Genomic DNA, 18,619 nt, shown 5'->3' on the forward strand with positions numbered 1-18,619 from the left:
AAATCGATTGGCGATACTCACGACTTTCGCCTGTGCTAGACTAATTTTATAGATTAACACATTATTTATTACAATACAAGACTAAGAGAAAATAAAAAGTCGTCCTAAAAGGACGAGGCTTGTATCCCTAGTTCTCGGTCAGCCGCATCAGAGTTAGCCGTCTGTTGGGCTATCCTGGGAGCTATTGGCTCAACGGTTGTGGCGAAGACTGGTGTGCCAAAGAGGAGACTGGTTATCCCCGATAGTGATAGGAGTCCAATTAACCCTAAATATCTGTGTTTCACGATAGAACCTTCAGTAGATGGATATTAACGTTAAAGGTGGAGAAGCAAGCTACGTCATTTGTCAGGGTTTGAGGGCTATTGACATCACTTAAAATAGTTCCACCGGAGACGTTCCATGGTCACGTCTGTACGAATCAAAGATGATGATGTAGGACTGATTGCTTCCCTAACCTCCTCGCGAGTTAAATAAATATAGACAATATTATGAAAATCGCCACCTGGAATGTTAACTCAATTCGCACCCGCCAAGATCATGTCTGTCAGTGGTTAATAGACAATCCTGTAGATGTGCTGTGTTTGCAGGAAACCAAAGTCGTTGATGAGCAATTTCCGCGATCGCGCTTTGAAGACTTAGGCTATCATCTCTATGTGTCGGGGCAAAAATCCTATAACGGGGTGGCACTGTTTAGCCGTAAACCTTTAGAAGCGGTGAGTGTGGGGTTTACGGGAGTGTTGACGCCAGAGGAGGTGGGAGAATTGGACGGGCAGAAGCGGGTGATTACAGGTATCCTGGATGGCATTCGGATTATTAATCTCTATGTTCCTAATGGTGCTGAGGTGGGAAGTGAGAAATATGAGTATAAATTGCGCTGGTTAAAACTGTTACAGGAGTATGTGCGATCGCTCTTAGATACTCAGTCTCATGAACTCTGTATCTGTGGGGATTTTAATATTGCTCCCGATGACCGAGATATTCATAATCCCAAGAATAAAGACAAGCATATTATGGCATCGCCAACAGAACGCCAAGCCTTAGAGGAGGTGTTGGCGCTAGGGTTAGGGGATGCATTTCGTAAGTTTACTCAAGACGGGGGACATTTTAGCTGGTGGGATTATCGCCATGGTGGGTTTAGCCGTAACCGAGGTTGGCGGATTGACCATCATTATCTGACGCCAAAGCTGTATGAAGCAGCAACCAGTTGTAGGATTGATGTAGAACCGAGAAAACTGGAGAAGCCTAGCGATCATGCACCTGTTATTGTTGAGTTTGAGAGTTAAGATGAATGGCACTCACTTAAAGCTGGGTTTGTAGTAGGCACTTTAGTGCCATAAGCGCTTGCATCGCTGACTACAAACTATAAAGAATAACTCCAGAAACAGGGCGGGTTTAGTCACATTGAGGTGCAATCGAAAAGATAGTAGTAAAACCCGCCCCTACAGAGGATCGGATCGCCCTTTATGTTAACACAGAGGAGGTTTTTATGTATTTAGTTACGGGCGCTACTGGAGGATTAGGACGCCGGATTGTCCGGGTATTAAGGGAACGGGAATTGCCAGTACGGGCGTTTGTCCGGTTATCGTCGAATTATCAGGAATTAGAAAACCGAGGCGCAGAAGTTTTTATTGGTGATTTGCGCCACGATAGAGATATTGAAAAAGCCTGTCAGGGGGTTGATTATATTATTAGCGCCCACGGCTCTGGAGGTGATGCTCAAGCACTCGATTATCGAGCCAATCGAGAATTGATTGATCAGGCAAAAGTACAGGGAGTTAAACAGTTTGTTTATATTTCAGTATTAGGTGCAGAACGAGAGTATCAAAATGCGCCAGTTTTTAAGGCGAAGCGAGCCGTGGAAAAGTATTTACAAGGAAGTGATATCACTTATACGATTCTTCGCCCTTCTGGTTTTGCGTCCAATCTTTTACCATTAGCAGAGCAATTTCGCCAAACTGGAGTTTATCTGCTCAACGGAAACCCCAAACATCGCTCGTCTATTGTGAGTACCGATGATTTGGCAAAAATTGCTGTTGCTTCGATTAGCATTGAAGCGGCACACAATCAAATTTTCCCCGTGGGGGGAGCTGATATTCTGAAACGAGAAGATATCCCTCAAATTTTTGGTCGCGTATTTAATCGAGAACCGATTGTTATTAATCCGCCCTTGTTTGTCTTTGATGGGGTGAAAACGGCGTTAGAGTTGGTTAATCCAAAAGTTCGTAATGGGTTAAATACGTTACGAACCTTACTGACGAATGAGTTTTTCTGTACTTCGGAACAAATTGCTGAGATTGAGTCTATCTACAATTTGAACATGGAATCATTAGAAAGTTTTCTGAAGCGGTATTTAGTAACATAAGGATTCATTTCCTTCCTTCGTCCGTAGTAAGGGATGCGAGCCCTAGATTTTCTTAGGTCTTCTCGCCGTGCCATGATAATGGACGTCTTTGCGGCTAAAGCCACGACATTGGGAGGCAGAGCCTCAACAGAGGCATTCCCAGGCGGAGCCTGGGAATGAGGCGAAGCGGAATTGGTGGATTAGCATTGTAGGGGCACCATCCTTGCGCCCGGTTTAAAGCACGTTTGGTGTCCTAACTGTTTTGGCGGTTGCTATATTGGGCTGGGGCTAGTAATGATAACGGTAACACCCGCCCCTACTGGGGAAAACGCCACAGGTTAACGACTATCGCGCCGACACCGCTGTAACCCGAATCCTACACCCAGGGCGATTAACCCAACCACGGAGGTGGGTTCTGGTACTGAGGTTACATCATCTGTACTCGTCAAGGACTGATTAGCAACGGCAAAATTCTCGATATCGGAAACCTGGTTATCAGTGGATGTACTAAGAAGACTATTAGCAGAACCCGTACTATTGCTAGTGGTATTACTTGCCAGATTCCAACCAATAACATCAAACGCTTGCAAATCCAAATCGCTAATGCTTAAGAGTTCGCCACTTCCTACTGTCGGGTTCATGATTCCCAAACTTTGGTTATTCTTCCAGTGACTGGCTTGGCGTCCATCTCCGTTATAGCTACCCGTGGCAAATAAACCGAGGTTTGTTTCCCCCCCATCAATGGAAAAATACGCCGTGCTCCCGGCGGCTAAGTCCAAAATACCCCGGTTGGCACTATTTTCAGAGTAGCGAAATAGATCCAGTGGGCTAAAAATTCTGTACCCATCAAGTGATAAGGGAGCGCCTAGTCCATCGGGTTCGGAATAGTAGTCTACAGTATCTACGCCACTAGAAAACCCCAAAGCATGACCGATTTCATGAGCCGCTATTCCCACGAAATCGAAAGCATTGCTGCTAATTCCATTACTACGATTAAAGTCGAAATTGAAGTCACTGTTAAATTTAATCGTCGCATCAGTCGAGCGATGGTTCCCTCTGATTAAGCCGAGAGCCTTGGCATTTGCTCGGTTGATATCCAGATAATAATTATTAGTGGTATCATTATTATCCCTGATCCTATTACCCGAAAATGGATCGGTCGTCAGAAAATCAAGAAACGAATCGGTTTGCAAATTGGCAACGGCTTTATAATCATCGGTAGATAATCGGTCATTGCTTAAGGCATTGCGAACATTAGCATATTTCTTGCCAACTCTGTTGCTACTCGCCTGACCTAAAATGCCAGAACCCAGCGACTCAAAATCAATGTTAATGTTGATGGTAACATCATCGATTAATCGATCAGACCAAAGCTCTCCAGCCGCCGTGAATCCATTGAGTGCCTGTTGAGAAGTTCCCGATGACGGACTAAAGTTAAATTGTAGGGCTTGTGCGGCGGTGCCCAAACTGATTTCTACGGCAAAGACAAGAGCTGTTAATGGTGTGAGTGATCGGACATACTGACCCAGATGTGAGGGCTTATGCTTCATAACTCGCCTAACTCAATAATGTTTGCTCAACGATGCACTCTGTATCCATCCCTTCAATAATCTGACACAACGGATATTTCGTCATTTATCATTCGGAAAAGAAGTATTGCATTCAAAACCATGTCTGACTAGGGAAGCGACAGATAAAGTCGGAAATTATACTGAGTCATTGGTCATTGGTCATTGGTTATTGGTCATTACGTGAAGTCGGGGCGGGTTTATTTACATCTGGGTATAACCAAAAAGATAGTAGTGAAACCCGCCCCTACACAATCTCCCCCATCTCCTGATAACTGATAACTGATAACTGACAACTGACAACTGATAACTCCCCCATCTACATTTGCGGTGCGATCGCATACTCAACTAACTGGGCTAATTTCTGTCGTAGGGTTTCTAGCCCTAACCGCTGGCTAGCAGAAATAAATACCCCTTGGGGAAATTCTTCTTGGGCTACGGCTAGGGTATCGCTGTCTGCTTGGTCAATCTTATTAAACACTACCAGAATCGGTCCGGGTGTCACGGGCATGTCTGCCAAAATGGACATGACTGAACGAATATGATTTTGCCATGCGGGATGGGATAAATCCACCAGATGTATTAAAGCATCGGCTTCTGTCACCTCTTCTAGCGTGGCGCGGAAGGAATCGACGAGGGGGGGTGGTAATTCGTGAATGAATCCCACGGTATCGGTTAGCAGAATATTAATCGATTCCCCTGTCTCCGTCTCGGTAATCGGTAGGCGTCGGGTGGTTGGATCGAGGGTGGCAAACAATTGATCGGCTGTGTAGACTTCGGCATTAGTTAATGTATTTAACAACGTCGATTTGCCAGCATTTGTATAACCAACAACAGAAATAGTCGGTACATCCTGCTTCTGGCGTCGTTGTCGCATCCGCGATCGATGTGCCTGCAACTGGTTCACCTCTTGTTGCAATCGGGCAATCCGGCGCTGAATTGCACGGCGTTCGGTTTCCAGTTTGGTTTCCCCAGGACCGCGAGTGCCAATTCCGCCCCCTAACCGGGACATAGCTTGACCTCGACCCGTCAGGCGTGGCATCATGTATTCTAACTGTGCTAATTCGACCTGTAATTTCCCGGCACGGGATTGGGCGCGTTGGGCGAATATATCTAATATTACTTCAGTGCGATCAACGACTCGTACCCCGGTTTGGGCTTCTAAGTTGCGGACTTGGGCGGGGGATAAGTCTCGGTCAAATACAACCAGATTTGCCCCTAATGTCTGCACCGTCAGGGCAATTTCCTGCACTTTTCCCGCGCCGACAACGGTTTGGGGATGAGGGTGCGATCGCTTCTGTCGCATCGTCTGTAATACTTCCCCTCCGGCGGTTTGCACCAGTCGGGCAATTTCGGCTAACCCATCTTCAAAGCGTTCCTTGGTTATATCCCCTGTCATCACCCCCACAATCAACACCCGATCTTGATCGACATCGACATGTTGGGCGATAAATTCACGGCGAAATTCAGCTTCGAGTCCTTCGACTAAATCCAAGAAATCTTGTTTGGTCAACAGATCCAGACTTAATGGTGGGGACATAAGCCAATTGGGTTGACCATCACCATCTTGTCTGGAGGACTGAGTAACTGGAATCAGATGGGCTAAATAGGTTTCTTGCACATATCCGGTGGCGCCACCACCCCGCCGTTCAAATCCTGACTCACTCACGGTGAGCATGACTAAAGCATCCAAACGCTGAATCGCCATGGCGGTTAAGTCGGCGTTACGCAGGGTATGTGATTTGAGTTGAGTCGCAATGCAGCGAATCCCACACAATCGTTCTGCACCATAGCGGGGTAATTCCAAGGGGGGGATTTTGGTTTGAGTTGGTGTTCCTACTCCTACCCGAATCACCTGTCCTCGGCGATTGAGGTAGGTACACAGTGGCTGTTTGATATCCGCGCTAATCGCTGCCAACCTTTGGGCAAATTCCGGCGTGGTCAAGTGATCGCCGGGTAAGCGCTGTTGATATAGGCGTTGCAGTTGTTTGAGTTGGCTAGGCTTTAAGCCCACAAGATTGCCATAGATCGTTTCGATAGGCGACTTCCAGTAAACTGGCTCCTGACTCTACTTTTGTTTATTTTAGCGAGTTTGGTCATTTGTCATTTGTCATTTGTCATTGGTCATTGGTCATTGGTCATTGGTCATTTTTCATTGGTCATTGGCGAACCGGGGATTGGCAAACCGGGGATTGGGTGAAGCATTCGCGTTGGGACTTTGGTAGAAAACCGATAGATTTGGGCGCGAATGCTTCACCCCTACGAATGCATGCATCTCCTCATCTCCCTCTTGACAGGTATCTCTGGGGTGAGATAATGTCAATATAGCTAGATAGTAATTTAGTAAATAAATAGATCAAAACAGTCATAGGGAGATAAGCCAATGCTATTTCGTCAACTGTTTGACAGTGAAACGAGCACCTATACCTACCTCATCGCTGATTTAACCACAAAAGACGCCATTTTGGTCGATCCGGTCAAAGAACAGGTGGATCGCGATCGCAAACTTCTCGATGAGTTGGGATTAACCCTACAGTATTGCCTAGAAACGCACATTCACGCCGATCACGTCACCGGAACAGCCCAACTGCGCCAGTTAACCCACTGTCAGGGTGTGGTTCCTCAAAATGCCTCGGCTGCTTGTGCTGACCGCTTTTTTGGGGATGGTGAGGTATTAATGGTGGGTTCAGTTGAGATTGTTGCGATCGCGACTCCGGGTCATACCGATAGTCATAACGCCTATTGGGTGAATCGCGATCGGGTTCTGACTGGGGATTGTCTGTTAATTCGGGGATGCGGTCGAACTGATTTCCAAAGCGGTGATGCAGGCACGTTATTTGATTCCATTACCCAAAAGTTATTTAGTTTACCCGATGCAACCCTGGTGTATCCCAGTCATGATTATCGGGGACATACCGTATCCACAATTGGCGAAGAAAAGCAATGGAATCCCCGATTAGCGAATCGCGATCGCGCCAGCTTTATCGAATTGATGAATAACCTAAATCTTCCTGACCCCAAAAAGATTATGGAAGCTGTTCCCGCTAACGAACGCTGTGGCAAAGTAGCGATTAAAGCATAAAAAAACAGGGATTACTGTAGAAATCTACACCAATAGGTTAAGTTAGAAACTTTTGCACATAGATAAGGAGAAAAACTCATGGTTTTAGCCAATGCCAACAATCTACAAGAAATTAATGCCCAAACCTTAAAACAATGGCTGGATCGTCAACAAGTGATGCTCATTGACGTGCGGGAACCGGGAGAATATGCTAGCGAACATATTCCTGGGGCAAAATTAATGCCACTGTCTAACCTGAATCCCGCAGAGGTTAAACCGGAAACAGATCAACAGGTTGTATTGTACTGTCAAAGCGGGAATCGCTCGAAAAAAGCCGCCCAAAAACTCTTCGATTCGGGAGTTGAATCCGTGACCCATCTTCAAGGCGGATTGCCAACTTGGAAAGCGGCTGGTTATCAAACCCAGGTGAAGAAAAATGCGCCAATTAGTTTATTCCGACAAGTGCAAATTGTTGCAGGTACATTAGTCTTTACGGGAACCGTATTGGGCGCGTTTGTCTCTCCTGGGTTTTTAATTTTGAGTGGTTTTGTTGGTGCAGGATTAGTCTTTGCTGGGGTGAGTGGAACCTGTGCGATGGGTATTTTACTGGCAAAACTTCCTTACAACCAACGAGTTTAAATGTGATAGGTTACTGATTTAAGGTTGGTGGGCAATGCCCACCCTAAAGGGTGTTGACCAATTAAAAATGACCAAGGACAAATGACAAATGACGACTTGGATAATTGGGCTAATTCTCGCCGCCGGAATTGGTATTAGTTTGGGGTTAATGGGTGGCGGAGGTTCGGTGCTAGCCTTGCCCATTTTAGTGTATGTAATGGGGGTGGAAGCGAAAAGCGCGATCGCGATGACGTTGGTTATCGTGGGAACCGTTAGCCTGATTGGGGTTATCCCGCACTGGCGGCGAGGAAATGTGAATTTCAAAAAGGCGTTTATGTTCGGGGCGGCGACGATGTTAGGCGCGTTTTTGGGGGCAAAGTTAGCCTTTTTTGTCAGCGGAACATTTCAGCTTATTTTATTTGCGGTAATGATGATGATTGCGGCTGGATTTATGATCCGCAAAAGTCGTAAATCAACTAAACCCGATCACGACTTGCAGTATTATCCTGCACCAGTGTGTAAATATTGTTGGTTGTGGATGCTAACTGAAGGGTTAGGAGTGGGCGTATTGACGGGTTTAGTCGGGGTTGGGGGTGGGTTTGCGATCGTTCCAGCGTTGGTATTATTAGGAAATACGCCGATGAAAGAAGCTGTGGGGACTTCATTATTAATTATTGCCTGTAACTCTGTAGCTGCATTTCTGGGATATTTGGGACAAGTTCCCCTCGATTGGGGATTAATGGGTTCGTTTATTGTGGCGGCGAGTGTGGGGATTTTAGGTGGGGCGTATTTGGCGCAGTATGTAAAAGCTCAACAGTTACAAAAGATTTTTGGTTATTTTTTAATTGCCGTAGCTGCGTTTATTTTATTTCAAAATCGTCAGGTTTTTACCTCACAACAGAGTCAGACGGAATCAAGGGAGAAGCCGGGGGAGCAGATGATCAAGTCTCGTGTCGCTGCGGTTAATTACCCAGTTTAGGAAAAGTTTGAAGTTGATACCTTTTGATACCTTTTGATACCTTCGGGTAGGTTTTTCTAGGGACATAGGATATTTAATGGATTTAGTTGGACATATCGCCAGCAACAATCAGTATCCTAGAGGCATCAGTTATGTCATCCGATTCTACTACCCCGAATATCGATGAGTTCCTGCAACGCTTGGAGACAATCCTGCTTCAGGCGTGGGTTGAAACGGGTTTTGGACGTATAGAGGTGAGTAGCGAACGATTTAAGGAGGACAAAATCCGGGTGATTATTCAGGGTTCAACTTCTTACCGTTATGTGATTACGAATGAGGAAGTTGAACAGAAGGTGAACGGTACGTTTTCTCCTTTTTCATCAACTACAGTCGGAAACGGAATGTCATGCTCTAGTCAACCCGGATCGCGTCCAAGTTTACGACATTCCGCTTAAGGTGCGTGCCATTTCTCTTAAGTTAGTGGCAATCCATGATTGTAAAGAAATATAAAAGTTTCGTTTTTCGGAGGAAATTCATTGTTAGGATACGATCGTTCGTTAATTTGGCACTGGTGTTAGCGTTCTTGCTTTTCAAGTTTCCCCAGTAAGAAGCAGACCAGAAGAGAATTAAGCCAAAAATGGGGGATGCGATCGCGTAATCTCCCTCCCTAGTCTGTAACCCTTATCAGCTATAGGATTCAGCACAAAGTTTTGAGGATTGTCTCAGGTCGTGTCGCACGGTTGAGAGGACTGGCACTGCTGAGGCACAAGGACAAATCAGTCAATATCTGTTAGATACACCAGGCATTTGATGGGTGTGAGTCTCACGAAGCCGGTGAAGTGGATTTAAGTGATCCGCTTCTCCGGCTTTTTGCTTGTTTCGAGGCAAATTTTTATTGCAGGACAAGAATTATGAAGACTAAACGTTTCATTTCTGCGATCGCAGCAACTTCGATTTTCGCCTTAAGTGGATTAGGTGCAAGCATACTTCTCTCCACCGCTCCTAGTCAAGCTGCTCAACACTGCGAGTGTGTAGAGTATGTCAAAAGACGCTTTGGGCTTAGCGGTGCCGTTGGAAATGCAAAAGACATGGGACCAGCACTAGCTGCCCGTGGCTTTCGGCAAGTTTCACAGCCACAAGTTGGTGCTATTGCAATTTTCCAACCTGGGTTTTCCCGGTATACTTTTGTAAATCAAACCTATGGTCATGTTGGAGTAATTAGTCAAGTTCGCAATCTAGGAGACAAATGGCAAATTCTTGTCGATAATACTAACTTTGGGGGTCATGGCGTTTCGCTTAATTGCAACAATTTCAGTAAAAATTGGTACAACCCCTATCCTAAAAATACGAGTACGGTTTCTTACTGGGTTCGCGGAAACACGTCCAACCCTCCTAGTGGACAGAAAACCTACTTTATTGGTGACTACGCCCTGAATACGAACAATTACTTTTATCGTATTGATGGCTATCCGATTATGTCATCATGGCGACGCAATGATCGTGATCCAGACCAACATTTTGAACGGTTACGGGGGAACTGGGGAACGTTGTTAAAGAACAAATCCACAGGTAAATGTCTCAATGCTCATTATCTTTATAACGGCGCACGAGTAAATGTTTGGCCCTGCAACCCAAGTGATCCAGACCAAAACTGGGCTTTGAATGATTTAGGGGGTGGCTATTTACAAATCAAACGGGCTAATACTAACAAGAACTTCTGCCTGGATATGCCCGATCGCAAAGACGGTGGAAAGGTTCATTTGTGGGACTGTAATTCGGGTAATCCTAATCAACGTTGGCGCACTAACTAATCGTGAATCAGCATTCGATTGAGTCGCCATAATCTTTTAGCTTAGGGTTGACTTGGCGAAAATCTTGTCAACCCTGGCTCATCACCTATAACGGTTCTCCTTTTGGTGCAACACAGATTATCTGTAGGGGCGCACCGACGTGCGCCCTTTGCCGACGTGCGCCCTTTCCCCACTTATCTAATAGCAATCACTACCTTGACATCAGGAGTAAAAATTATGAATAGATTCTTGGCTACAAAGACAATATTTTGGAGCAAGATATTTTTGTTTGAACTGTTGTTCTTTGGTTTATTTTTGTCAAAGGCACAAGCGGGTGGAGGTTCTCAGCCAATCTATCCAGAATCACGCTCAAGTCAATCCATTTCCTCAATTCTGGCTACACCCAATTGGCAAATCTGGAGTAAACCCTATTGGTTAAATGGGAACATTTGTCGAGAAAATCAGGCAAGTCTGGTTTGTTTAACGCCTAAACAAGCTCAAGAAAATCGATGGCTTATTCCTTCAGCCGAAACACAGGAAGCAAATCAGTTAAGCAAAGAGTAAAAGTAATCTGCTATATAAATTATGATTGCTAAATTAAGCTTAGAACACAGGGAATAAATAGCGCAGTTCGGTCTTATGTGTCAACTGAAGCTTCAAAAATAAAGCCATACCTTGATCTGACCCCTCCCTAACCCTCCCCTTGATCAGGGGAGGGAACCGGAAATCCGATTTGACAATCAAACGGCAATTCCGTTATTGTGAAATTAAGGGTTGTAAAGTTTTGTAAACAATAGAATTCAGAAAAACATTATGACGATTACTCCTTTAATGCCTAGCCAAAAGACGGCTTGGCAGAAATTAGTAAACCGAGAAATTAGCTGTGAATTTGCCCTCAACCTCTTAGTCGATAATCGCGGAATCCTCAACATCGATCAACTTGACGCCGAAGTCAGCACCCGCTTCTTTCGCCAACTCTCCAATCGCAGCGACTTACCCCCGGTGATTCCCCTGTTACTTTGGCGCGGTTGTTACTATTTGGGATGTCCCATCTCTCTGACACCAGAAGCGATTCAGACATTGTGCGATCGCACCCTGACGGAGGTTAAGATTATTCCTATAGCCCCCAAGAGTTATCGCACTTGGCATCTGAGTCAAACCTATAACGGTAATAATATCACGTCTACGTCCCCGGTTAATCCGATTACTGGGGAGTCAGAACCCGAAGATATTACTGAAACCACCGAACTTTATCTCAAGAAAGCCGATAACCAAATTACTCGGATTAAAACCATTATCTCCGGTGCCCTCCGCAACCGCGCCAGCGATATTCACTTAGAACCTACACCGGAAGGATTGCGAGTGCGCTATCGGATTGATGGGATTCTCCGGAATATTACTACCCTACCCGCTGATATTAGTCGCCCTTGTATTGTCGCCCTGAAAGTAATGTCTAATATGGATATTGCAGAAAGTCGCCGCCCCCAAGATGGGCGGATTGGCGAACATTATACCTCTGGTGATGAAACGGATTTGGGTTTGGATATGCGAGTGAGTACCCTTCCTTGTGTGGGAGGAGAAAAAGTAGTAATTCGCTTACTTCCCCGACGAAATCCCTTTTCGGGTTTAGCCGATTTGGGATTTTCACAGAAGAAACTGGATATCTATAAGAATTGGTTACAACAACCCCAAGGAATGGTTATTCTTACCGGTCCCACGGGTTCGGGAAAAACCAGTACATTGTACAATTCATTGCAATTTGTGGCAACTGAACATGTGAATGTGGTGACAGTAGAAGATCCGGTAGAATATGTTTTACCTCGGATTACTCAAACCCAAGTTCATGAAGCGGCGGGGATGACATTAGCGGCGGGTTTACGTGCTATTTTACGCCAAGATCCGGATATTATTATGGTGGGCGAAATCCGGGATAACGAAACGGCAGAAACGGCGATTCGTGCTGCATTAACGGGACATTTAGTTTTAACCACGTTGCATACTAATGATGCAGTGAGTGCGATTCCTCGGCTTAAAGATATTGGACCTGATCCGGGTTTAGTCAGTGATGCGTTATTAGGGATTGTGGCACAGCGTTTAGTCCGAAAAATCTGCCCCCACTGTGCCGAACCTTACAATCCCACGGAAAAGGATTTACGAAAATTAGGGGTATCGAGGGAGGAGGCGAATCCTCAAGCTTGGCGTCAAGGAAAGGGCTGTTCTAAATGCTTTAATTCTGGCTATTTAGGGCGGGAAGCGATTGTGGAAATTTTAAATGTTGATGATAGGGTGCGGCAGTTAATTTATGAGGGAAGTATGACGCAGTTACATCAGTATTTAGAGGAAATTAGTTTTGATTCGTTTCGGATTGCGGCAATTGAAAAGGTGACCCAGGGAGTTACTACGTTAACCGAGGTATTGCGGGTGTTACCTCACAGTGCTTTATACCGAAAGGTTCCCTAAGAGAGGCAATTAATTTATGGCTTTGTAGGTGTACCTCAGCCCTTGACTTTTTGGGTAGTTTGAGGTATTTTTTTATCATGGGAAAATGTGCCGATCTATAAACCCAGAATAAGCTTAATCTGTAGGGTGGGTTAGAGAGATTCGCCCTAGCCTCCCTTAAAAAACGGGGAACCATAAATTATTCAAAGTCCCCCTATTAGATCCCCCTTCCGTCCCCCTATTAGATCCCCCTCCCGTCCCCCTTTTTAAGGGGGAAGCCAAAGGATGCTTCGCTTTTTTTGCACGGGGAGACCAGAAGTTGCTTCGCTTTTTGTTCCATGGGGGATTGAGGGGGATCTAAACTTTAAGCGCTAGTCAGGTGAGTGAAGTTTTGAGATTAAGTTGACACCAATGAAGGATCTGTCCCAGAAAATTAAGGGATTTCTCCGAAAAGATAGCGGGGCGAGTCGAGAAAATTAATGCATTTCCCCGTGAAGATAGTTCAGCGACTCGCCCCTACAGAACGAAAGGAAGATAGGAGACATAAACTCAATCCCTAAGTTGATAGATTTTGATCGCTTTTGTTCACTGATTTTGTTGATTGAGTTCTATCGATGTAGCATCCCTAGTAGTCGGTGATGCAAGCGCTACAGTTAGCAGTAAGCTGGTTTACGACGTTCTTAGCAACTCACTATGGCAACTATCAACGATAACTACCTGAAACTCAAAGCCGGCTACCTGTTTCCCGAAATTGCCCGCCGGGTGAATACCTTTGCTCAAGCTAACCCCGATGCCGATATCATTAAACTGGGAATTGGCGATGTTACCGAACCCTTACCCGAAGCCTGTCGCACCGCGATGATTCAAGCGGTAGAGGATATGGGGAATCGGGAGTCCTTCCGAGGCTATGGACCCGAACAGGGGTATCCCTGGCTGCGGGAGAAAATAGCCGCCCAGGATTTCCAGGCGCGGGGATGTCAGGTGGATGCTGCGGAAATCTTCATCTCCGACGGTTCTAAGTGCGATACGGGCAATATTCTAGATATTTTTGGCAAAACTAACAAAATTGCCGTAACTGACCCCGTTTATCCCGTCTACGTGGACACAAATGTGATGGCGGGACATACCAGAGAGGTGAACGAGAAGGGTGAATTTGAGGGATTAGTCTATTTGCCGATTACCGCCGAGAATAATTTTACAGCAGAGATTCCGTCTCAGAAGGTGGATTTGATTTATCTGTGCTTCCCGAATAATCCCACAGGCGCTACGGCTACTCAGGAAAACCTGAAGGCGTGGGTGGATTATGCGAAAGCGAATGGGTCAATTATTTTCTTTGACGCGGCTTATGAAGCGTTTATCACCGACGAGAGTCTACCCCATTCTATCTATGAAATTGAAGGGGCGCGAGATTGTGCGATCGAGTTTCGTTCGTTTTCTAAGAATGCGGGGTTTACCGGAACTCGTTGTGCGTTGACAGTTGTCCCCAAAACCTTAACCGCGAAAGCATCAGATGGTTCAGATGTGGAACTCTGGAAGCTGTGGAATCGCCGCCAGTCTACCAAGTTTAATGGTGTGTCCTATATTGTGCAACGGGGGGCTGAGGCGGTGTATTCTGATGAGGGACAAGCGCAGGTGAAGGCGTTGGTTCACTTTTATTTGGAAAACGCCACGATTATTCGTCAGAAACTAACGGAAGCGGGATTAAGTGTGTATGGAGGGGTTCATGCACCTTATATTTGGGTGAAGACACCCGATGGTTTATCCAGTTGGGATTTCTTCGATAAGTTACTACAAACCTGTTATGTTGTCGGAACGCCCGGTTCTGGATTTGGGGCGGCGGGTGAAGGCTATTTCCGGATTTCGGCGTTTAATAGTCGGGAGAATGTGGAAGAGGCGATGAAGCGAATTACCCAGAAGTTTAAGGTTTAGACTCTAGCAGAACCCCGACTGCTTTAAGAAGTCGGGGTTCTAATTTAGAAATCTTTTCGAGGGGATCAATTTTGCTTTAACACCGCCGCGTGATGGCGAATGTGGTCTTTAACGAACGAGGAAATAAAATAATAGCTGTGATTATACCCTTCTTGGAAGCGTAATGTTAAAGGAACCCCAGCTTTTTCACAGGCTTGGGCAAAGATACCGGGAAGCAATTGCTGCTTTTCTAAAAAGGGATCGGCTGTTCCTTGATCAATGAGAATTGGGCGCTTATATCCAACGGTTAAAACTAATTCGCTAGCATCATAGATGCGCCAGCTTTCTTCATCTTCACCCAAATAATTTGTAAATGCTTTTTGTCCCCAAGGGCACTGTGTTGGTGCCGCAATGGGGGCTAAGGCGGAAACGGATGTATATTGCTCAGGGTTTCTTAAGGCACAAATCAGCGCTCCATGACCCCCCATGGAATGACCAAAAATGCCTTGATGATCGATTTGAGCCGGGAAATGTTGGGCAATGATTGCCGGCAATTCCTGAACCACATAGCTATACATTTGATAATGATCTGACCAGGGTTCTACTGTCGCATCGACGTAAAAACCGGCTCCTGTACCGAAGTCCCAGTCGTCATTTTCTCCCGGAATTCCTGTATCGCGGGGACTGGTATCCGGTGTCACTAGCATTAATCCATACTTCGCCGCAAATTGCTGTGCTCCGGCTTTTGCCATGAAATTTTCTTCGGTACAGGTTAAGCCGGAAAGGAAATAGAGAACGGGGACTCGTTCTGATTTGGCTTGAGGCGGTTGGTAAACGGCAAACCGCATTTTAGTGTTACAGGTTTGAGAGGGATGGGAGTAAAAGCCAACTGTACCACCGAAGCATCGATTTTCTGAGATAATTTTGGGGGCTGTGGACATAGATTAATTATGTAGTGATCGGCAGTAGATGTGGCTTTTTAAGTCGGCTGTTTTGATACCTGACGCACAACCCATACCCACAAGACGACTAATATTCACTATTGATCCGATAAAGCATGAAGCAAGCGTCAGTCTTGTTTTATTGTCCCACAAGCAGGCTAGCATCGTCTGCTGGAGATGAGTGATTATTCGGGAACGCTGCTCACGGGGGTAGAGTTGTCACAGGCGGAAAAAGCGGCTATGGTATCTGCGATCGCTCATCTGGAAACATTCTCTCCTACCCCTTATGTTCCCTGGCTTCCTTTTGGAGTGATGCCGAGGGCGCGATCGCAGGAGCGCTGGATGGTCTAAAATCAAAGCACTATCCGGATTGAGCGGCTATAGTAGAGTAGATTTACCTTTAACTCTATACATATAGAAATTCTTATAACTCTGGTGATACCACCTGGAAACGTTTTAAGATCCTTGGGGATGGACAATTGAGCCTTTCTCGTTTTCAATTAGAAAACGGAGAATAGCTAGAGAACCCCCCAATAGAATCAATGGCGTATAAACTCATAAGGAGTAAAGTCACACCAATGGCAGTCAGTCTATTCAGTGACAATGAGTGGTAGTTCAGTTTTAAATGTGAGGTAAGAGCGATGAGTGATGGTATGGCATTCCTGACAGGGGCTGCCTTTGCGGGGGTAGCGCTTCTGTTTATGATGAAAGGCGGAGACAGTCTTGGCATTACGAATGCTCCTCCCTCTCAAACGGCTCAACTTCCACAGAGCAATCCTTATAATCCCTATAATCCTACTTATGGGCAGAACCCGCAAATGCCAACTCAGACGACACCGGGTTTTCCAGGGAATGATTTTGAACAGCAGCAGGTTACAGTAGAACGCATGAGAGCCATGCTGGAGCAGCAACGCGCCGAAACTGAACAGTTAAAAGCGCAGGTGCAAAACCAGCAAGCGTTGATTGATAATCTTTTGGGACAAAATAATCCCAATAATCCCAATAATCCCAATAGTTTCATACCACCTCGGATTGAAGCAGCGCCCCCTGTAACTCCTCTGGCGCAGTCTGAGCCAGATAATTCAATTATTTCCGGCTTGGTTTGGGGATTGGGGGGTATGGCGGTAACGATTAGTGGCGGTGTAGTCGTGGTGGGATTATTGGCGGTGCTGTCGCGACAACAACAACCGCGTCAATCTCGGACGACTTACGTTGTTCCCCATCCCTACAATGCGCTTCCTTACGCCCCCTCAGCTAGACGACGCACTGAAGTAATACCGCCTCCTCTTGATGATAGACAAGTGGATTATGTCGAATACGAGCGTTAACAACAAGGCAGAAAGTACCGTAGGGTGGGCATTGCCCACCATCTATAAGGAGCATGACATTCTGCTCAGGTGTGCCACACTGATTTCATCCTCACGGCACATTCCGATTAATCTCATCCACTGATAATCCTAACGCCTCTGCTACCTGTTCCATGGTTAATCCCATTGCCAATAATCGAGGAATCGCGTCTCGTTGTGCCTGTTCTGCTTGTTTTCGGGCTTGGGCTTCTTGTTGTCTCGCCTGTTCTGCTGCTTCTTCGGGCAAAGGAATTAAATTCCCTTCTGAGTCAAAGAAACGCAGCCAAATCGCGGGTTTTCCCTCAATTTCTCCTTTCCAAGTTCCCAACCATAACTGCAAACGCTGACACCATAATCGACCTTGCCCATTGGGTGTTAGGAGTTGATACTGTTGATTAGCATCTAAATGCCAACCCTGTAACGAATTCGGGTCAAAAGGGTCAAAAACAAAGTAATCAGGGGTGCGGAAGATTTGCTCGTAGATATCTTTTTTGACACCTAAATCCACGGCGGCGGTGGAGGGGGACATTAGTTCCACAATGACATCAGGATAGCGACCATTTTCTTCCCAAACCACCCAACCCAGGCGTTCTTGCGTTCCGTCTACGTTTAAAACGACAAAGAAATCGGGTCCTCTAAAATCTCGGTTACGCACTTGTTCACTACTGTAGTAGATGAACATATTGCCAGAGGTAAAGTAATCGGTTTGACCGGATTGGGCAACCAGCATCAACCGAATGAGGGCATTCATGGCAATGCGGTGGCGGTTGCTTTCCAAGGGTTCTCCGTCGTCGAAAATTAGGTCGGTTGGGGGTAGGGGTGGTTCCCAGTCGGGGATTGTATTTAGGAATGTTTTTTGTTGAGTAGCATCGGCTGACATCGCACGAGCTCGGTTTGTTTTTATCCTGTTTAATGTAGCACTAGGTCGTATAATTTAGCTATGAAACAAGTTCTCACGATAGTTGTAAAACTCCAACCAACGCTTGAACAAGTTGCCTTCTTAGAGGCAACCCTTCAGGCGTTTGCGGACGCTTGTAACTATGTGAACGAAAACACAGATCCTAAGCTAACCAACAAAATTGCTATCCAGTCTCTGGTTTACCAAACCATCAAGGAGAAGTTTAATTTGGTGGCAAACATGGCAGTCAGGGCTTGTGCGAGAGTTGCCGCTAACCGCAAGGTTGCCAAACACAAAGGTAAGCCTATTAAGGGTTTTGCGCCAAGTAGCATGGACTGTGATAAAGACTTGTTTCGATTCAGAGAACAAGACTGGACAATAAGCCTTGCTACCATTCACGGCAGAGAACGAATTGAACTGAAGGCGGGGAATTACCAAAGAGGAAAACTTAAAGGGAGAAATCCAACTTCGGCTCAGCTATGCAGACACGGTGATGGTCACTACTACCTGCACATTCAGATTAAGAACCTGGCACCCGAACCAACCGACACCAAGAAGACTCTTGGCATTGACTTGGGACGACGCGATATTGCGGTAACTTCCGTTGGCCAGAAGTGGGACGGTACAGACATCCAACAGGTCAGAGATAAGTTTTCCCAAGTTAGAGCATCTCTCCAGAATAAAGCCCCGAAAGGCACGAGGACGACTCGGCGTAGATGTCGAGAAATCTTGAAACGGCTGTCGGGAAGGG

General features: G+C 45.9%; 18 protein-coding genes and 1 pseudogene. 13 read left to right on the forward strand and 6 right to left on the reverse strand.

All coding sequences use genetic code 11. The features are described 5' to 3' along the window. Nucleotides 1-104 precede the first annotated feature (104 nt). Nucleotides 105-284 (reverse strand): hypothetical protein, encoded by a 180-nt coding sequence (locus RID09_RS12120; protein ID WP_446336198.1) that lies wholly within the window; start codon nucleotides 282-284, stop codon nucleotides 105-107. Between the two features lie 204 nt (nucleotides 285-488). Between RID09_RS12120 and xth the strand changes: the two genes are divergently transcribed. Both xth and RID09_RS12130 read left to right on the forward strand, forming a co-directional pair. Next, entirely contained in the window at nucleotides 489-1,283 is a 795-nt protein-coding gene (xth, locus tag RID09_RS12125) for an exodeoxyribonuclease III (RefSeq protein ID WP_446336199.1), read from the forward strand. A gap of 203 nt (nucleotides 1,284-1,486) precedes the next feature. Further along, complete coding sequence (locus RID09_RS12130) at nucleotides 1,487-2,362, forward strand: SDR family oxidoreductase (protein WP_446336200.1); 876 nt, start codon at nucleotides 1,487-1,489, stop codon at nucleotides 2,360-2,362. 317 nt (nucleotides 2,363-2,679) lie between these two features. On the opposite strand, the gene RID09_RS12135 is transcribed toward RID09_RS12130, so the two are convergent. The 3 genes from RID09_RS12135 to RID09_RS12145 all read right to left on the reverse strand — a co-directional run bounded on the left by RID09_RS12135 (nucleotide 2,680) and on the right by RID09_RS12145 (nucleotide 6,184). Continuing rightward, entirely contained in the window at nucleotides 2,680-3,891 is a 1,212-nt protein-coding gene (locus tag RID09_RS12135) for an NF038122 family metalloprotease (protein ID WP_446336201.1), read from the reverse strand. 337 nt (nucleotides 3,892-4,228) lie between these two features. After that, nucleotides 4,229-5,947, reverse strand: a complete 1,719-nt coding sequence (gene hflX / locus RID09_RS12140; protein WP_446336215.1) for a GTPase HflX — start codon at nucleotides 5,945-5,947, stop codon at nucleotides 4,229-4,231. Nucleotides 5,948-6,061: 114 nt separating this feature from the next. Next, the gene (locus RID09_RS12145; protein ID WP_446336202.1) at nucleotides 6,062-6,184 is read right to left on the reverse strand and encodes a hypothetical protein; all 123 of its coding nucleotides are present in this window, start codon (nucleotides 6,182-6,184) and stop codon (nucleotides 6,062-6,064) included. Between the two features lie 108 nt (nucleotides 6,185-6,292). Here RID09_RS12145 and RID09_RS12150 point away from each other — a divergent pair, with 108 nt between their 5' ends. The 8 genes from RID09_RS12150 to RID09_RS12185 all read left to right on the forward strand — a co-directional run bounded on the left by RID09_RS12150 (nucleotide 6,293) and on the right by RID09_RS12185 (nucleotide 14,704). Then, nucleotides 6,293-6,991, forward strand: coding sequence for an MBL fold metallo-hydrolase (locus RID09_RS12150; RefSeq protein WP_446336203.1), 699 nt, complete (start codon nucleotides 6,293-6,295; stop codon nucleotides 6,989-6,991). Between the two features lie 78 nt (nucleotides 6,992-7,069). Further along, nucleotides 7,070-7,609 carry a rhodanese-like domain-containing protein gene (locus tag RID09_RS12155; RefSeq protein ID WP_446336204.1) on the forward strand — a complete coding sequence of 180 codons (540 nt, stop codon included), beginning with the start codon at nucleotides 7,070-7,072 and terminating at the stop codon, nucleotides 7,607-7,609. An 88-nt stretch (nucleotides 7,610-7,697) separates the two neighbouring features. Further along, on the forward strand, nucleotides 7,698-8,567 hold the full coding sequence (locus RID09_RS12160; RefSeq protein WP_446336205.1) for a sulfite exporter TauE/SafE family protein: 870 nt from the start codon (nucleotides 7,698-7,700) through the stop codon (nucleotides 8,565-8,567). A 131-nt stretch (nucleotides 8,568-8,698) separates the two neighbouring features. Beyond that, entirely contained in the window at nucleotides 8,699-9,001 is a 303-nt protein-coding gene (locus tag RID09_RS12165; protein ID WP_446336206.1) for a hypothetical protein, read from the forward strand. Nucleotides 9,002-9,457: 456 nt separating this feature from the next. Beyond that, nucleotides 9,458-10,357, forward strand: coding sequence for a ricin-type beta-trefoil lectin domain protein (locus RID09_RS12170; protein WP_446336207.1), 900 nt, complete (start codon nucleotides 9,458-9,460; stop codon nucleotides 10,355-10,357). A 216-nt stretch (nucleotides 10,358-10,573) separates the two neighbouring features. Then, the gene (locus tag RID09_RS12175) at nucleotides 10,574-10,900 is read left to right on the forward strand and encodes a hypothetical protein (RefSeq protein ID WP_446336208.1); all 327 of its coding nucleotides are present in this window, start codon (nucleotides 10,574-10,576) and stop codon (nucleotides 10,898-10,900) included. 249 nt (nucleotides 10,901-11,149) lie between these two features. Further along, nucleotides 11,150-12,796: a GspE/PulE family protein gene (locus RID09_RS12180; RefSeq protein WP_446336209.1), complete on the forward strand. Its 1,647-nt coding sequence runs from the start codon at nucleotides 11,150-11,152 to the stop codon at nucleotides 12,794-12,796. A 672-nt stretch (nucleotides 12,797-13,468) separates the two neighbouring features. Beyond that, nucleotides 13,469-14,704 carry an LL-diaminopimelate aminotransferase gene (locus tag RID09_RS12185; RefSeq protein ID WP_446336210.1) on the forward strand — a complete coding sequence of 412 codons (1,236 nt, stop codon included), beginning with the start codon at nucleotides 13,469-13,471 and terminating at the stop codon, nucleotides 14,702-14,704. A 65-nt stretch (nucleotides 14,705-14,769) separates the two neighbouring features. On the opposite strand, the gene fghA is transcribed toward RID09_RS12185, so the two are convergent. Continuing rightward, a complete protein-coding gene (gene fghA / locus RID09_RS12190) occupies nucleotides 14,770-15,624 on the reverse strand; it encodes an S-formylglutathione hydrolase (RefSeq protein WP_446336211.1) in 855 nt (284 codons plus the stop codon). Between the two features lie 177 nt (nucleotides 15,625-15,801). Between fghA and RID09_RS12195 the strand changes: the two genes are divergently transcribed. Beyond that, nucleotides 15,802-15,975: a hypothetical protein gene (locus RID09_RS12195; protein WP_446336212.1), complete on the forward strand. Its 174-nt coding sequence runs from the start codon at nucleotides 15,802-15,804 to the stop codon at nucleotides 15,973-15,975. A gap of 290 nt (nucleotides 15,976-16,265) precedes the next feature. After that, nucleotides 16,266-16,952: a hypothetical protein gene (locus RID09_RS12200; protein WP_446336213.1), complete on the forward strand. Its 687-nt coding sequence runs from the start codon at nucleotides 16,266-16,268 to the stop codon at nucleotides 16,950-16,952. A gap of 91 nt (nucleotides 16,953-17,043) precedes the next feature. Here RID09_RS12200 and RID09_RS12205 read toward each other — a convergent pair whose 3' ends face one another. Further along, a complete protein-coding gene (locus RID09_RS12205) occupies nucleotides 17,044-17,850 on the reverse strand; it encodes a Uma2 family endonuclease (RefSeq protein ID WP_446336214.1) in 807 nt (268 codons plus the stop codon). Between the two features lie 60 nt (nucleotides 17,851-17,910). Between RID09_RS12205 and RID09_RS12210 the strand changes: the two are divergent. Continuing rightward, nucleotides 17,911-18,619 (forward strand): annotated as a pseudogene (locus tag RID09_RS12210) (RNA-guided endonuclease InsQ/TnpB family protein); the annotation flags it as partial.

This window comes from Coleofasciculus sp. G1-WW12-02 (assembly GCF_040219735.1).
In the GTDB taxonomy this organism is placed as follows: Bacteria; Cyanobacteriota; Cyanobacteriia; order Cyanobacteriales; family Coleofasciculaceae; genus Coleofasciculus.

Excerpts from the sequence above, each read along its gene's own strand:
- xth (WP_446336199.1), top strand. The coding sequence starts at position 489 with ATGAAAATCGCCACCTGGAATGTTAACTCAATTCGCACCCGCCAAGAT.
- RID09_RS12130 (WP_446336200.1), top strand. The coding sequence starts at position 1,487 with ATGTATTTAGTTACGGGCGCTACTGGAGGATTAGGACGCCGGATTGTC.
- RID09_RS12135 (WP_446336201.1), bottom strand. The coding sequence starts at position 3,891 with ATGAAGCATAAGCCCTCACATCTGGGTCAGTATGTCCGATCACTCACA.
- RID09_RS12145 (WP_446336202.1), bottom strand. The coding sequence starts at position 6,184 with ATGCATGCATTCGTAGGGGTGAAGCATTCGCGCCCAAATCTATCGGTT.
- RID09_RS12150 (WP_446336203.1), top strand. The coding sequence starts at position 6,293 with ATGCTATTTCGTCAACTGTTTGACAGTGAAACGAGCACCTATACCTAC.
- RID09_RS12155 (WP_446336204.1), top strand. The coding sequence starts at position 7,070 with ATGGTTTTAGCCAATGCCAACAATCTACAAGAAATTAATGCCCAAACC.
- RID09_RS12160 (WP_446336205.1), top strand. The coding sequence starts at position 7,698 with ATGACGACTTGGATAATTGGGCTAATTCTCGCCGCCGGAATTGGTATT.
- RID09_RS12165 (WP_446336206.1), top strand. The coding sequence starts at position 8,699 with ATGTCATCCGATTCTACTACCCCGAATATCGATGAGTTCCTGCAACGC.
- RID09_RS12170 (WP_446336207.1), top strand. The coding sequence starts at position 9,458 with ATGAAGACTAAACGTTTCATTTCTGCGATCGCAGCAACTTCGATTTTC.
- RID09_RS12175 (WP_446336208.1), top strand. The coding sequence starts at position 10,574 with ATGAATAGATTCTTGGCTACAAAGACAATATTTTGGAGCAAGATATTT.
- RID09_RS12180 (WP_446336209.1), top strand. The coding sequence starts at position 11,150 with ATGACGATTACTCCTTTAATGCCTAGCCAAAAGACGGCTTGGCAGAAA.
- RID09_RS12185 (WP_446336210.1), top strand. The coding sequence starts at position 13,469 with ATGGCAACTATCAACGATAACTACCTGAAACTCAAAGCCGGCTACCTG.
- fghA (WP_446336211.1), bottom strand. The coding sequence starts at position 15,624 with ATGTCCACAGCCCCCAAAATTATCTCAGAAAATCGATGCTTCGGTGGT.
- RID09_RS12195 (WP_446336212.1), top strand. The coding sequence starts at position 15,802 with ATGAGTGATTATTCGGGAACGCTGCTCACGGGGGTAGAGTTGTCACAG.
- RID09_RS12200 (WP_446336213.1), top strand. The coding sequence starts at position 16,266 with ATGAGTGATGGTATGGCATTCCTGACAGGGGCTGCCTTTGCGGGGGTA.
- RID09_RS12205 (WP_446336214.1), bottom strand. The coding sequence starts at position 17,850 with ATGTCAGCCGATGCTACTCAACAAAAAACATTCCTAAATACAATCCCC.